Genomic DNA, 13,133 nt, shown 5'->3' with positions numbered 1-13,133 from the left:
ACTGCGTCCATTCCATGTAATGTTCGCTTCATCAGCGTAGTGCCATGCTCAAGACGTTGTCGCTCCAATTCCTGTTCGGCGGGCTGCTCAGCCTGATCACCATCACCAACCCGCTATCCAAGATTCCGCTGTTCATCACCCTGACCCGCGAGATGAGCGACTCTGCGCGCGACAATCAGGCGCGCCGCGCCTGCGTGTTCGCAGCCGCCATCATGGTGGTCAGCCTGCTGGCCGGCAACGTGATCATGTCCGCCTTCGGCATTTCCTACGGCGCGCTGCGCATTTCCGGCGGCTTCGTCGTCGCCGTGCTCGGCTACCGCATGCTGTTCCTGTCTCAGGATCCGGGCAACGCGCCCAAGACCGGCGAACGCGAGGACTACGCCTTCTTCCCGCTGGCCATGCCCGGCATCAGCGGCCCCGGCACCATCGCCGTGGTCATCGGCATTTCCACCGAGATCGCCGAACTGACCACGCTGCCGGCCAAGGCGCTGGCCTTCGCGATGACCTTCGCCGCCATCGGCGGCACCTGCTTCGGCATGTGGCTGACGCTGAAATCCTCGCAGCTGATCGCCCAGCGTCTGGGCCGCGGCGGCCGCGAAGTGATGACGCGGCTGATGGGCTTTTTGCTGATCTGCATCGGCGTGCAGTTCGTCGGTTCCGGCATCCGCACCTTCATGGCCGGCTCCTAAGGCCGGCCGCGACGCCCCGCCATGTCCCGCCCGGCGTCCGATCGTTCCGATTTCTTCCGCGCCGACGACATCGGCGCCTTGGAATGCCTGGACGCCAGCTACGCCCAAAGGGTGTTTCCGCCGCATTTTCATGAAGAATACGTGGTCAACGCGCTGACCCTGGGCGCACAGTCCTACCGCCACCGCGGCGGCACCCACCGCGCCGGCGTTGGCGCGCTGGTGCTGATCAATCCCGGCGAAGTGCATACCGGCGAAACCGCCGACGCGCGCGGCTGGGCCTATCGCGGCTTCTATCCGTCCGCGGACTTCCTCCAAAAGCTGGCCGCCGACATCAGCGGCGACGCCCACGCCCTGCCTTACTTTCGCGACACCGTGGTGCTGGACGCGCCGCTGGCCGCCGGCATGGACCAACTGCATCGCCTGCTGCGCGACAGCCGGGACCGGCTGCTGCGCGAATCTGCGTTGCAGCGCATGTTCGGCGCGGTGCTGCAACGCCATATGCAGGTGCGCGGCCAGACGCAGGCGGCCGCCCCGCGCGCGGTGGAGCTGGCGCGGCAGATGCTGGCCGACGCCGTCAGCGACAATCTGTCGCTGCAGACGCTGGCGGAAGCGGCCCAGCTCTCGCCCTGGCAGCTGTGCCGCCAGTTTCGCCAGCACTTCGGCCTGCCGCCGGTGGCTTGGCGCAATCAGCTGCGCGTCAATCGCGCGCGCCAATTGCTGGCGCAGGGACAAACGCCCGGCGCGGTGGCGCTCAGCCTGGGTTTCGCCGACCAGGCCCATCTGACCCGCGCCTTCCGCCACACCGTGGGCCTGGCGCCGGCGGCCTATCAACGCGCGCTGGGCCTGCGCCGCTGAGAACCTGTTCAAAGTCTGCTGCGCTTCAGCGATACGGCGTTAAAAACAAGCTCAAAATGCTCATGTACCAGCTGTACATTCCGCTTTTTCGCTCGTTTTCGCCTTGTCTCGCCCTTGCTCGCGAGACTTTGAACAGGCCCTGAGAAGCAGCTCAAAGCCACGCGGCCATCCCCCGCAAAATCGTTCAAGACGGCGGCCGGTTTCGGCGGCATGATGAATCCATCTCATTGCCGCAAGGATACGCCCCGATGACCCGCCCTACCCCCGCCGCCTGGGCCTTGCAAGGCGCGCGCGACAGCCTGCCCATGCTGATAGGCGCCGCGCCCTTCGGCGTGATTTTCGGCACCTTGGCCATCGCCGCCGGGCTCAGCCCGCTGAGCACCCAAGCCATGTCCTTGCTGGTGTTCGCCGGCTCCTCGCAATTCATCGCCGTCAGCCTGGTGGCCGCCGGCGCCGCGCTGCCGGTGATCTGGCTGACCACTTTCGTGGTCAATCTGCGCCACGCGCTGTACAGCGCCACCCTGCTGCCCTATGCGCGGCAATGGCCGCTGGCCTGGCGCTGGCCGCTGGCGTTCTGGCTCACCGACGAAACCTTCGCCGTGGTCGAACACCGTTTCCGCACCCAGGCCGCAGCCGGCGGCCAGTGGTATTGGCTGGGCTCCTCGCTGGCGATGTACGGCAATTGGCAGGCGTGGACGCTGGCCGGCGTGCTGCTGGGGCGCTCGGTGCCGGGGCTGGCGCAGCTGGGCCTGGACTTCGCCATGGTGGCCACTTTCGCCGCCATCGTCGCGCCGCAATTGAAAAAACGGCCCACGCTGGCGGCCGCGGCGGTAGCCGGCCTGACCGCGCTGCTGGCGCGCGGCCTGCCCTACAAGCTGGACCTGATGCTGGCGGCGCTGCTCGGCGTCGGCGCCGGACTCTTGCTGGAAGGCAAGCGCAAGGAGGCGGCATGAACCATTGGTGGATGATTTTCGGCATGCTGGCGGCCACTTTGCTGATCCGCGCCAGCTTTCTGGTGTTCGGCCAGCGGCTGGCCTTCCCGGACTGGCTGAACCGCGCGCTGCACTATGTGCCGGCGGCGGTGCTGTCGGCGCTGGTGGCGCCGATGGCGCTGGCCCCGGCCGGGCGCATTGATCTGTCGCTGGGCAATGCCTATCTGATCGGCACTCTGGTCGCCATCGCGGTGGCGTGGAAGAACGGCAAGACCCTGCTCGCCATTGTGGTCAGCTTTATCGTCTACGGCTTGCTGCGCTGGCTCTAAGAATCTGTTTACGATCTGCTGCGCGTCGGCGACGATGGACGGAACGGGCTTAAGAGCCGCCCGCAACGCCTCGCGGAGAAGCCGAGCCAAGGCGCGCCGGCGCAGGCCGTACAAAGGGTGCGGCCAGGAGGCGCAAGCAGGATCAGGGGTGTGCTTAGCAGGTCTAAGCCGCCAGCAGACCCAGCGCCGCCAGGCCCGCTTTTTCCTCTTCGCGCAAGGTCAGGATGCGGCAGCCATCGGCGGTGACCAGGAGGGTGTGCTCGAACTGAGCCGACAGGCTGCGGTCCCGCGTCACCACCGTCCAGCCGTCCGGCAACACCTTCACGTCCTTGCCGCCCTGATTGATCATCGGCTCGATGGTGAAGGTCATGCCGGCCTCCAGCTTGAGCCCTTGGCCGGGCCGGCCGTAATGCAGCACTTGCGGCTCCTCGTGCATGGCGGCGCCGATGCCGTGGCCGCAATACTCGCGCACCACGCTATAGCCCTGCGCCTCGGCGTGCTGCTGGATCGCGTGGCCGATGTCGCCCAGCGTCGCGCCCGGGCGGACCTTGGCGATGGCCAGATACAGGCAACGCTGGGTGACGTCCACCAGGCGCTGGGCGTACGGGCTGATCTCGCCGACGGCGAAGGTCTTGCTGCTGTCGCCGTAATAGCCGTCCTTCAGCACCGTGACGTCGACGTTGACGATGTCGCCGCGCTTCAGGCGCTGCCGCTCGGACGGCCAGCCGTGGCACACCACCTGATTGACCGAGGTGTTGACGCTGAACGGGAAGCCGTACTGCCCCTTGCTGCCCGGCCGCGCGCCCAATCGCTCGACGATGTAACGCTCGCAAAAGGCGTCGATCTCCAGCGTGCTGACCCCGGGCCGGATCTTCTCCTCCACCGCCTGCAGCACTTGCGCGGTCAGGGCGCCGGCCAAGATCATGCCCTGGATGTCGGACTCGGTTTTAATCATGGCGCCCCCCTTTCTTGCCCATGCCAACGGCAAAGCGAATCAGATATTGTATACCAGCACCAGGCTGATCAGAATGGGCGCCGCCCAGCAATAGATGAAGCGCACGCCGGCGCTCAGCGCCGCGGGCAATTGCAGCTCGGCGCGCATGGTCGGCCAGATCACCCAGCCGGCGAAGCAGGCGGTGCCGATGCCGCCCAGCGGCAGCAGGATGTTGGACGCGGTGTAGTCCATCAACTCGAACACATTGCGGCCGAACAGCTTCCAGTCCGCCAAGGGCCCGAAGGACAGCGCCGCCGGAATGCCGGCGCAAAACACCAGCAGGCAGATCAGCAGCGTCGCCTTGCGCCGGCTGACACCCCACTCGTCGATGGGAAACACCGCCACCAGTTCCAGCAGGGACACCGAGGAGGTCAGCGCCGCCATCAGCAGCAGCAGAAAGAAGGCCGCCGCCAGGGCTTGGCCGAAAGGCAGGTGGTTGAACACCACCGGCATGGTCATATAGGTCAGGCCCGGTCCGGCCTGAGGGTCCAGCCCAAAGGCGTAGATCGCAGGAAAGATCATCAGGCCGGCCAAGACCGAGGTCAGCGTGGTCAGGCCGGTCACCCACAGCGCGGCGCCCGCCAGTTTCGCGTCCCGGCCCAGATAGGAACCGTAGGCGATCATGCAACCGGCGCCCACCGACAAGGAAAAGAAGGCCAGGCCCAGCGCTTCCACCAGCATGCCCGGCGTCACCTTGGAGAAATCCGGCGTCAGCAAGGCCGCCACGCCGGCCCCTGCGCCCGGCAAGGTCAGCGAGCGGGCGATCAGGCCCAGCATTAGCAGGAACAGCAGCGGCATCAACACCTTGCCGGCGCGCTCAATCCCCTTTTGCACCCCGCACATCACCACTAGCAGCGTCAGACCGGTGAACAGGGCGTGAGTCAGCAGGGATTCGAAGGGATCGGACACGTAATCGCCGAACAAGCGCGCCAGCGCCGCCGGGTCGTTGCTCATCACCCGGCCGTCCACCGCGCGCAGCAGATAGCCCAGCGTCCAGCCGCCCACCACGCTGTAGAAGGAAAACACCAGGAAACCGCACAGCACGCCGGCGTAGCCCACCAGCTTCCAGCGGCGCGAACCCAGCCGCGCGAAGGCGCTCACCGCGCCGCAGGCCGCCGCGCGGCCGATGGCGATCTCGGCCAGCAGCAAGGCGATGCCCAGCGTGAAGGTCAGCAATAGATAGATCAGCAGAAACGCGCCGCCGCCGTTCATCGCGGTGACGTAGGGAAACTTCCAGATGGAGCCCAGGCCGACCGTGGCGCCGGCCGAAGCCAGAATGAAACCGAGGCGGGAACCCCATTGTGTGCGAGACATGACAACTCCTGAGTCAGAACAATTTGCCGCCGCACGGGGTAACGCTGGATACAACAAGGCCGCCCATGACGGCGGCCCGGAAAACAGATGCGAACATCCCTGGCGCGCCGATTAGCTGCGCCACCACCACGTTTTGGTCTGGAATGGGATCGTTTGCTTCATAAGCGTGGAAGCATGCCGGTTTACGCCCCAGTACGTCAAGCCCGGCATGCGGATTCACGCCTTGTCGACGGCCAGACCGGCCGCGTCCGCCCCCGGCCGCTTCAGCCGGAAACCCAGCCACAGGACCAGCAGCCAGGCCGGCAATACGTACACCGACACCGCCACCCCCGGCGTGAACAGCATCACTCCCAGGATCATCAACATGAAGGCCAGGCACAGCCAATTGGAGAACGGATGCCACAGCGAGGCGAACACCAGCTTGCGGCCGCCCTGGGCGCGGCGGAACTTCATGTGAGTCAGGCTGATCAGCGCCCAGTTGATCACCAGGGCGGTGACCACCAGCGACATCAATAAGGCCAGCGCGCCGCTGGGCAGCAGGTAATTGAGCACCACGCCGGCGAAGGTCGCCAACGCCGACAACAAGGTGGCGTTGACCGGCACCCCGCGCTTGTCCAGCCTGGCCATGCTCTTGGGCGCATTGCCCTGCTGAGCCAGGCTGAACAGCATGCGGCTGGTGGCGTAGACGCCGCCGTTGTACACCGACAAGGCCGCGGTCAACACCACGAAATTAAGCCCGTGAGCGGCGAAGCCGGCGCCGATCTGCTCGAAAATCATCACGAAGGGGCTGCCGCCGGCGGCCACCTTGCTCCACGGATACAGGGACAACAGCACCAGCAGCGAGCCGATGTAGAAAATCAGCACGCGGTAGATCACCTGATTCACCGCTCTGGGAATGGTTTTCTGCGGGTCCTGGGTCTCCGCCGCCGCCATGCCGATCAGCTCCAAGCCGCCGAAGGAGAACATGATCACCGCCATCGTCATGAACAGGCCGCCTACGCCGTGCGGAAAGAAGCCGCCGTCGCTCCACAGATTGCTCACCGAAGCCTGCGGGCCGCCCTTGCCGGACAAGAGCAGATAGCCACCGAACACGATCATCGCGATCACCGCGCCCACCTTGATCAGCGCGAACCAGAACTCCGTCTCGCCATAGTATTTGACGCTGCTCAGATTGACGCCGGTGATCGCCGTGAAGAAGACCAGCGCGGTGACCCAGGTGGGCACATCCGGCCACCAATAGCGCACGTACTCGCCTGCGGCCGTCAGTTCGGCCATGCCGGCCAGCACATACAGCGCCCAGTAATTCCAACCGGACAGGAAGGCCGGAAACTTGCCCCAGTAACGACCGGCGAAATGGCTGAGCGAGCCGGCCACCGGCTCTTCGGCCAGCATCTCGCCCAATTGGCGCATGATCAGGAAAATGATGAAGCCGGCGACGGCGTAGCCGAGAATCATCGCCGGTCCGGCCGCTTTCAACACGCTGGCCGAACCCAGGAACAGACCGGTGCCGATCGCGCCGCCCAGCGCGATCAATTGGATATGGCGGTTTTTCAGCTCGCGCTTCAAACCGGTGGAAGTGGGGGTAACGCTCACCTTGGCGCCTCCTGCCGATGGAAAGCTGTTTACGATCAGCGGCGTGCGGCGATACGGCTTTGAATCCGGCTTGGCATTGCTCGTGCGCCATGCGCGCATTCCGCTTTCTCAGCCGCAAAACCTTGTCTCGCCCCAGCTCGCGCCATCGTAAGCAGGCTCTCTTGTGAATGGGACGGTATTGCTTCATCAATGCAGCAAGGCCCTCACCACCCGTCAATCAGACAAAAAGTCCAAAAAGCAAGCAAGACATCCTTATTACATACATCAACTTCAAACAAACCACGTTCAGACTAAACAAAATACGACAAAAGGTCAAAAACCTTTTTCAAAACATCTGGTGATGATTCATAAGACCATCATCAACACCAAGTAAATTAGACAATAAGTCTAATTAAATGCGAATCGAGGCGGCGGACCGCGCGGGGCAAAAAGCAGGGCCGCCCGAATAAGGCGGCCCTGCCGATACGCTCGCTGCGCGAGCGTCGTGAAAACACTCAGGAGGTCTGGCGCACGGGCTCCGCCGCCGGCGCGCCCTTGGCTTTGGCGCGATAGCCCACCCACAGCAGCCCCAGCCATATCGGCAACACATAGACCGATACCGCGGCGCCCGGGGTCAGCAGCAGGATCAACAGAATCATCGCCATGAAAGCCAGGCAGATCCAATTGGTCAGCGGGAACCAGAAGGACTTGAACACCAGTTGCTCGCCGGCTTCGACCTTGGCGCGGCGGAACTTCAAATGCGTCAGGCTGATCATCGCCCAGTTGGTCACCAGCGCGGCCACCACCAGCGACATCAAAATGCCCAAGGCCTCGCCCGGCAGCACATAGTTGAGGATCACGCAGGCGAAAGTGGCCAACGCCGACACCAGGATCGCCGGCACCGGCACGCCGCGCTGGTCCACCTGCATCAAGGCCTTGGGCGCGTTGCCCTGTCTGGCCAGGCCATACAGCATGCGGCTATTGGCGTAAACGCTGCTGTTGTACACCGACAGCGCCGCGGTCAGCACCACGAAGTTGAGCAGATTGGCGGTCAGCCCGGAGCCGATTTGCTGGAAGATCATCACGAAGGGGCTGCCGCCGGACGCCACCTTGCTCCACGGGTACAACGACAGCAGCACCACCAGCGAACCGATGTAGAAGATCAGGATGCGGTAGATCACCTGGTTCACCGCCTTGGGAATGGTGGTGCGCGGGTTATCCGCCTCGGCCGCGGTCAGGCCAATCAGTTCCAGGCCGCCGAAGGAGAACATGATCACCGCCATCATCATGAACAGGCCGCTGAAACCATGCGGGAAGAAGCCGCCATCGCTCCACAGATTGCTGAACGAGGCTTGCGGACCGCCGGTGCCGGTCAGCAGCAGGTAGCCGCCGAACAGAATCATGGCAATCACCGCCACCACCTTGATCAGCGCGAACCAGAACTCCGCCTCGCCGTAAACCTTGACGTTGGCCAGATTGATGCCGTTGATACAGACGAAGAACACCAGCGCCGACACCCAGGCGGGGACATGCGGCCACCAGTACTGGACATAGGCGCCGACGGCGGTGAGTTCCGCCATGCTGACCAGGATGTACAGCACCCAGTAGTTCCAGCCGGACAGGAAGCCGGCGAAATCGCCCCAGTAACGGTAGGCGAAGTGGCTGAACGAGCCGGCCACCGGCTCCTGTGCCACCATTTCGCCCAACTGGCGCATGATCATGAAGGCGATCAGGCCGGCGACGGCATAACCCAGAATCATGGACGGACCGGCGGCCTTCAGCACGCTGGCCGAGCCCAAGAACAGGCCGGTGCCGACCGCGCCGCCCAAGGCGATCAATTGGATGTGGCGATTTTTCAAACCGCGCTTCAAACCGGCTTCGGTGGAGATATCAGTCAAGGCTGCCCCCTAAAATCATCATTTTCCAGCAACATTAATACCAACAGCATGACAATTCAGGCAAGCCGCTTCGTTTCTGTTGCAAACATCAACAAGCTGGACATTAAGCACTCATGCTCGCCTCGCGTCAAATGAAGACATTGGATTTTTATGCCTTAATAGCGTCATATATTGGATACAATGAAATTAAATTCGATTATTTAAACAAAAACTTTGCTCTAATTGCTCAATTACCTGCAGACTACTGCAAATTTCTGCCACGCCCCCCATCACGGGGCCCAGCATGCCATTTTGCATATAAGCAAGCGTTCACTCGCTGATATATTGATTTAAATCAAATTGCTAGCGCCGCTGCAACATCGGAGCCGCCGCCGCAAACGCTAACGATTCGCCACTTTTAGTAACAAATGGAAAACATTTGATTTGCAACTGTCTGCCACCATGAAGTGTCTGAATTTCATCTCACTCATCATGATTACGGCCGCATAGACGGCCCGCTTTTGGAGACGAACCATGAAACAATCCTTGTTGATCGCCAGCGTGCTGGGCGGCGGCATCGCGCTCGGCGGCCTGGGCGTGGCCGGCTATCAAGCCGTGAAATCCAATCCTCAGACCGCGGCCGCGCCGCAGCAAACCGCCAGCGCGCCGGCAGCCGCATCCGCCGCGGTGGCGGTGCTGCCGCCCGCCGTGGCCTCCGCCCCGGCGGTCGTCGCCGCGGCCGCGCCCGTCGCAGCCGCCCAAGCGGCCAAACCGGCGGAGAAAACCGCCGAACCCAGCGCGCCGGCCAAGCCGGCCGCTCCGGTCCACGCCACCCATGCCCGCATCCTGGCGGTGACGCCGATCAAGGAAACCGTCAACGCGCCCAAGCAGGTCTGCCATCAGGAGCAGGTCACCCATCAGGCGCCGGTCCAGGATCAAAACCGCATCGCCGGCTCGGTGATAGGCGGCGTGATCGGCGGCGTGCTGGGCAATCAGGTGGGCGGCGGCAACGGCAAGAAGGCCGCCACCGTGATCGGCGCGCTGGCGGGAGGCCTGGCCGGCAACAAGGTGCAGGAAGGCATGCAGCAACGCGATCAGGTCAACAGCACCCAGACCATTTGCAATGAAGTGAACGAAAGCAGCGAGAAGGTCGTCGGCTACGACGTCAAGTACTCGCTGGACGGCAAGACCGGCACCGTGCGCATGGATCGCAAGCCCAAGGGCAAGACCTTGCCGGCCAAGAACGGCAAGGTGCTGGTTTAGCATCCTGCTGTAGCGTTGCGCCGACTGGCTCAGCGCTGACGCTGATGCTTGCTAGCCACACAGGCTGGCAAGACCATGCCACGCAAAAGCGGACCTCCCGGTCCGCTTTTTTCATGCCCTCAGCGCCAGCGCGCCGCGGCCGCCTCCGCCTCTTCCGGCGGGCCGAACAAGACCGTCCAGCGGTCCTTCCAGTTGGGCGCGCGCCAGGCTTCCCACAACATATCGCGCCATTCCACCACGCTGACCCATAGCGGATTGAAGCTGTTCACCGGCTTGACCGTGCCGTAGTCGCAGGGATCGTCGGCGCTTTCCTCCACATAGGTGCCGAACAGGCGGTCCCAGACCACCAGCACGCCGGCGTAGTTGTGATCGATGTAGCGCGGATTCTTGGCATGGTGGCCGCGATGGATGGACGGGGTGTTGAGAACGTATTCCAGCCAACCCAGCTTGGGGCAGGCCTGGGTATGCACGAAGAACTGGAAGGCCAGGTTCAGCAACACCACGCCGACCACCTGCTCCGGCGGAAAGCCCAGCCAGGCCAGCGGCAGCCAGAACGCCCACATGCCGGCCAGCGGATACATCAGGCTCTGGCGGAAGGCGGTGGTGAAATTCATCCGGGTGGAGCTGTGGTGCACGCTGTGGGCGGCCCACAGCCAACGCACGCGGTGGCTGACGCGATGGAACCAGTAATAGAGGAAATCCTGGCCGATGAACAACAGCAAGAAGCTGAGCCAGGAGTCGGAAAATTGAAACAGCCGGTGTTCTTGGAAAATCCACGCGTACAAGGGCAGCACTAGCACCCAGGCCAGCTTGTCCGCCCCCTGGTGCAGCAAGCCCAGACAGGCGCTGCACACTGAATCGCGCCAATCGTACAGACTGAGCCGGCCCTGCCGGCGCAAATGCCACAACTCGCCGGCGACGAAGGCCAGAAACACCGGCGCCATCGCCAACAACAGCAGCTGAATATCGAACTTCATCACGGCCTCCCGCTTGGGCAAGGCGTTTGCGTCAGGGGCAAACACTTGATTGGAGTTTGAGCTCTATAATTACTCAAACGCCGAATGCCGGCAAGCGGGTCGGTCCTGTCCTGCGGTTTACCCTATTGCTGCTGACGCGCGCGGAACGCGGTCAAGGACGCCTCACGCTCGCTCCAGGTCCGGCTCACGCTCTTGCGGGCGGACAGGCGCTGCAGATAGGCGTCGCGATCGGGGAAGCCGGCGGTCAGGTCTTCGCCCAGCAAGGCCTTGCCCATCTGCTCCAGCGCCGGCAGGACGCAGGCGGCGCCGATGTCGGCGCTGCTGAAATCCTCGCCACAGGCCCAAGGGCCGTAATCCAGCAACTGGGCGCAGGCGGCCACGCCGCGGGCGATCTGCTGACGCGCGGCGTCGATCGCGCCCGCTTCCAGCGGGCTGCCGAACAGCCAATGGCGGTATAAGGGCAGCGCCGGCATCAGCACGTACAAATCCAGCATCGCGCTCAGCTGGCGCGCGTGGGCGCGGCCGTTCGGCGTCGGCGGCAGCAAGGAGGCGGTGGGATAGGCGTCCTCCAGCCATTCCAGGATCACCGATGACTCCGCCATGGCGTGGCCGCCCACTTCGACAAAAGGAATCTTGCCCATCGGGCTCTTCGCCAGCAGTTCTTCCTGCTGCGAAGGGGCGGTGAGGATTTCTTGGAAGTTGACGCCCTTTTCCAGCAAGGCGATTTTGACCTTGTTGTAATAAGGGGACAGCGCAGCGCCGTAAAGCTTGATCATTCAGGTCTCCAGGCAGGCCGGGCCTGCGGTTGCTGATGGAAGGCGGCCGGCCATGCTGCAATGCAGGGCCAGCCCGGCAGCATTATGCCATTACTTATTCATGGCAACGGCTTTTTGCTGCAGCAATTGCCTGATCTGCGGCAGCGCCGCCTGCGCGGCGCGCTCTCCTTCCAGAATAGCCTGATGACGCGCGTCGAATTGAGCGGATCCGATATTCTGCACTTGCGGGCGGATCACCACGTCGGCCTGCTTCAGTTCTTGCGCCAGCGCCGGCCCGTTCATGATGTTCAGGCTCTGATCCAGCATGGACAGAAAGCCGGTGGCGGCGCCCTTGCGCGGCCGCGCCGAGATATCGACGGCGATGACGAAGTCCGCGCCCATCTCGCGCGCGGCGCTGACCGGCACCGGGCTGACCAGGCCGCCGTCCACATAGCTCTTGTTTCCTATCTTCACCGGCAGGAAGACGTTGGGAATGCTGGCCGAGGCGCGCACGGCCTGGCCGGTGTTGCCCAGGCGGAACACCACCTTGCGGCCGCTGTCCAGTTCGGTGGCCACCGCGCCGAACGGCCGCGGCAATTGCTCCATGGTCTTGTTGGCCACCTGAGCGTTGATCCAGTTCTGCAGTTTCTCGCCCTTGATCACGCCCTTGCTCGACAAGGTCCAATCGGTCAGATTGGATTCGTCCAGTTGAATCGCCCTGCTTTGCAGCTGCATGCCGCTGAGGCCGGAGGCGTACAGACTGCCGACCACGCTGCCGGCGCTGGTGCCGGTCACCAGATCAGGCGTGAGGCCGGCGGCTTCCAGCACCTTGATCACGCCGACGTGGGCAAAGCCCTTGGCCGCGCCGCCGCCCAGCGCCAAGCCGATCTTGGGCTTAAGCGCCGGCTTGGGCGGCTGCGCCGCGGGAGGGGAGGACAAGGTGGAACAAGCCGACAACAGCGCGGCCATGCCCGCCAACAGCCAGGGGCGGAGTGTGTGTTTGCTCATCATGATTTCATCGGGCTTTCAGGCATCGGCGGTGGTTGGAACCGCCCCAACGGGCGCGCAGTCCAGCATCACGTAATTCAGATGCCGCGCGCCCTCCAATTCGAAATGGCATTCGCCGTGGACGGTCATGCCCAGCCGGCGGTAGAAGGCGATCGCGCGCTCGTTGCGGTGCCACACCGTCAGCCACAAACGCGCGGGTTCGGGAAGGGCGAGCGCCCATTGCCGCGCCGCTTCCAGCAAACGCCGGCCCAGGCCCTCTCCGGTGCGGCTTTCCACCAGGTAGATCCTGCACACTTCCACGGTGGGGAAGTCGCAGCCTTGGCATGAGCTGTCCAGCTTCATCAGCGCGTAGCCGAGCAGAAAGCCGTCTTGCTCCATCGCCAGCAGATGATGCGAGGGGCTGGCGATCAGCGCCTCGAAATTGGCCGGCGTGAATTCGCTCAGCACATAGTCGGCCATGTCCCGGCGGACGCCGTCGGTGACGTAGGTGCTCAGCCACACTTGAATCGACAAGGCGGCCAGGCAGCCGGCATCCTTGGGCGCGGCCAGGCGGATGGTCAGCATCGCC

13 protein-coding genes are annotated in these 13,133 nt (G+C 63.7%); 5 read left to right on the top strand and 8 right to left on the bottom strand.

The genetic code is table 11. From position 1 onward, the window contains the following. Positions 1-44: 44 nt before the first annotated feature. The 4 genes from ACODSD_RS09260 to ACODSD_RS09245 all read left to right on the top strand — a co-directional run bounded on the left by ACODSD_RS09260 (position 45) and on the right by ACODSD_RS09245 (position 2,805). Positions 45-689, top strand: coding sequence for a MarC family NAAT transporter (locus tag ACODSD_RS09260; RefSeq protein WP_048408368.1), 645 nt, complete (start codon positions 45-47; stop codon positions 687-689). 21 nt (positions 690-710) lie between these two features. Then, positions 711-1,544, top strand: a complete 834-nt coding sequence (locus ACODSD_RS09255) for an AraC family transcriptional regulator (protein ID WP_488877229.1) — start codon at positions 711-713, stop codon at positions 1,542-1,544. A 248-nt stretch (positions 1,545-1,792) separates the two neighbouring features. Further along, positions 1,793-2,497, top strand: coding sequence for an AzlC family ABC transporter permease (locus ACODSD_RS09250; RefSeq protein WP_107797801.1), 705 nt, complete (start codon positions 1,793-1,795; stop codon positions 2,495-2,497). Continuing rightward, positions 2,494-2,805, top strand: a complete 312-nt coding sequence (locus tag ACODSD_RS09245) for an AzlD domain-containing protein (RefSeq protein WP_486636379.1) — start codon at positions 2,494-2,496, stop codon at positions 2,803-2,805. Before ACODSD_RS09250 ends, ACODSD_RS09245 begins: the two co-directional genes overlap by 4 nt. A 163-nt stretch (positions 2,806-2,968) precedes the next feature. Here the strand turns inward: ACODSD_RS09245 and map are convergent, their stop codons facing one another. The 4 genes from map to ACODSD_RS09225 form a co-directional block, all read right to left on the bottom strand. Continuing rightward, positions 2,969-3,760 (bottom strand): type I methionyl aminopeptidase, encoded by a 792-nt coding sequence (gene map / locus ACODSD_RS09240; RefSeq protein WP_107797799.1) that lies wholly within the window; start codon positions 3,758-3,760, stop codon positions 2,969-2,971. Positions 3,761-3,799: 39 nt separating this feature from the next. Next, the gene (locus ACODSD_RS09235) at positions 3,800-5,113 is read right to left on the bottom strand and encodes a sodium-dependent transporter (RefSeq protein WP_488877228.1); all 1,314 of its coding nucleotides are present in this window, start codon (positions 5,111-5,113) and stop codon (positions 3,800-3,802) included. A 216-nt stretch (positions 5,114-5,329) separates the two neighbouring features. Beyond that, positions 5,330-6,706 (bottom strand): amino acid permease, encoded by a 1,377-nt coding sequence (locus ACODSD_RS09230; RefSeq protein WP_233246631.1) that lies wholly within the window; start codon positions 6,704-6,706, stop codon positions 5,330-5,332. Positions 6,707-7,200: 494 nt separating this feature from the next. Beyond that, positions 7,201-8,583 (bottom strand): amino acid permease, encoded by a 1,383-nt coding sequence (locus tag ACODSD_RS09225; RefSeq protein WP_235084993.1) that lies wholly within the window; start codon positions 8,581-8,583, stop codon positions 7,201-7,203. A gap of 513 nt (positions 8,584-9,096) precedes the next feature. On the opposite strand from ACODSD_RS09225, the gene ACODSD_RS09220 reads away from it, so the two are divergent. Beyond that, complete coding sequence (locus tag ACODSD_RS09220) at positions 9,097-9,825, top strand: glycine zipper 2TM domain-containing protein (RefSeq protein ID WP_488877227.1); 729 nt, start codon at positions 9,097-9,099, stop codon at positions 9,823-9,825. A gap of 119 nt (positions 9,826-9,944) precedes the next feature. Here ACODSD_RS09220 and ACODSD_RS09215 read toward each other — a convergent pair whose 3' ends face one another. The 4 genes from ACODSD_RS09215 to ACODSD_RS09200 form a co-directional block, all read right to left on the bottom strand. Then, positions 9,945-10,802, bottom strand: a complete 858-nt coding sequence (locus ACODSD_RS09215; protein WP_488877226.1) for a sterol desaturase family protein — start codon at positions 10,800-10,802, stop codon at positions 9,945-9,947. A 122-nt stretch (positions 10,803-10,924) separates the two neighbouring features. Further along, positions 10,925-11,578 carry a glutathione S-transferase family protein gene (locus ACODSD_RS09210; protein ID WP_488877225.1) on the bottom strand — a complete coding sequence of 218 codons (654 nt, stop codon included), beginning with the start codon at positions 11,576-11,578 and terminating at the stop codon, positions 10,925-10,927. A 90-nt stretch (positions 11,579-11,668) separates the two neighbouring features. Then, positions 11,669-12,568 (bottom strand): patatin-like phospholipase family protein, encoded by a 900-nt coding sequence (locus ACODSD_RS09205; RefSeq protein ID WP_107797794.1) that lies wholly within the window; start codon positions 12,566-12,568, stop codon positions 11,669-11,671. A 15-nt stretch (positions 12,569-12,583) separates the two neighbouring features. Continuing rightward, positions 12,584-13,129: a GNAT family N-acetyltransferase gene (locus ACODSD_RS09200; RefSeq protein ID WP_253313535.1), complete on the bottom strand. Its 546-nt coding sequence runs from the start codon at positions 13,127-13,129 to the stop codon at positions 12,584-12,586. Positions 13,130-13,133: the final 4 nt, after the last annotated feature.

Source organism: Chromobacterium sp. FG22, from assembly GCF_057809415.1.
Note: the sequence above shows the minus strand (reverse complement) of the source record. Positions and strands in the feature narration are given on the sequence as shown.

Excerpts from the sequence above, each read along its gene's own strand:
- ACODSD_RS09260 (WP_048408368.1), top strand. The coding sequence starts at position 45 with ATGCTCAAGACGTTGTCGCTCCAATTCCTGTTCGGCGGGCTGCTCAGC.
- ACODSD_RS09255 (WP_488877229.1), top strand. The coding sequence starts at position 711 with ATGTCCCGCCCGGCGTCCGATCGTTCCGATTTCTTCCGCGCCGACGAC.
- ACODSD_RS09250 (WP_107797801.1), top strand. The coding sequence starts at position 1,793 with ATGACCCGCCCTACCCCCGCCGCCTGGGCCTTGCAAGGCGCGCGCGAC.
- ACODSD_RS09245 (WP_486636379.1), top strand. The coding sequence starts at position 2,494 with ATGAACCATTGGTGGATGATTTTCGGCATGCTGGCGGCCACTTTGCTG.
- map (WP_107797799.1), bottom strand. The coding sequence starts at position 3,760 with ATGATTAAAACCGAGTCCGACATCCAGGGCATGATCTTGGCCGGCGCC.
- ACODSD_RS09235 (WP_488877228.1), bottom strand. The coding sequence starts at position 5,113 with ATGTCTCGCACACAATGGGGTTCCCGCCTCGGTTTCATTCTGGCTTCG.
- ACODSD_RS09220 (WP_488877227.1), top strand. The coding sequence starts at position 9,097 with ATGAAACAATCCTTGTTGATCGCCAGCGTGCTGGGCGGCGGCATCGCG.
- ACODSD_RS09215 (WP_488877226.1), bottom strand. The coding sequence starts at position 10,802 with ATGAAGTTCGATATTCAGCTGCTGTTGTTGGCGATGGCGCCGGTGTTT.
- ACODSD_RS09210 (WP_488877225.1), bottom strand. The coding sequence starts at position 11,578 with ATGATCAAGCTTTACGGCGCTGCGCTGTCCCCTTATTACAACAAGGTC.
- ACODSD_RS09205 (WP_107797794.1), bottom strand. The coding sequence starts at position 12,568 with ATGATGAGCAAACACACACTCCGCCCCTGGCTGTTGGCGGGCATGGCC.
- ACODSD_RS09200 (WP_253313535.1), bottom strand. The coding sequence starts at position 13,129 with ATGCTGACCATCCGCCTGGCCGCGCCCAAGGATGCCGGCTGCCTGGCC.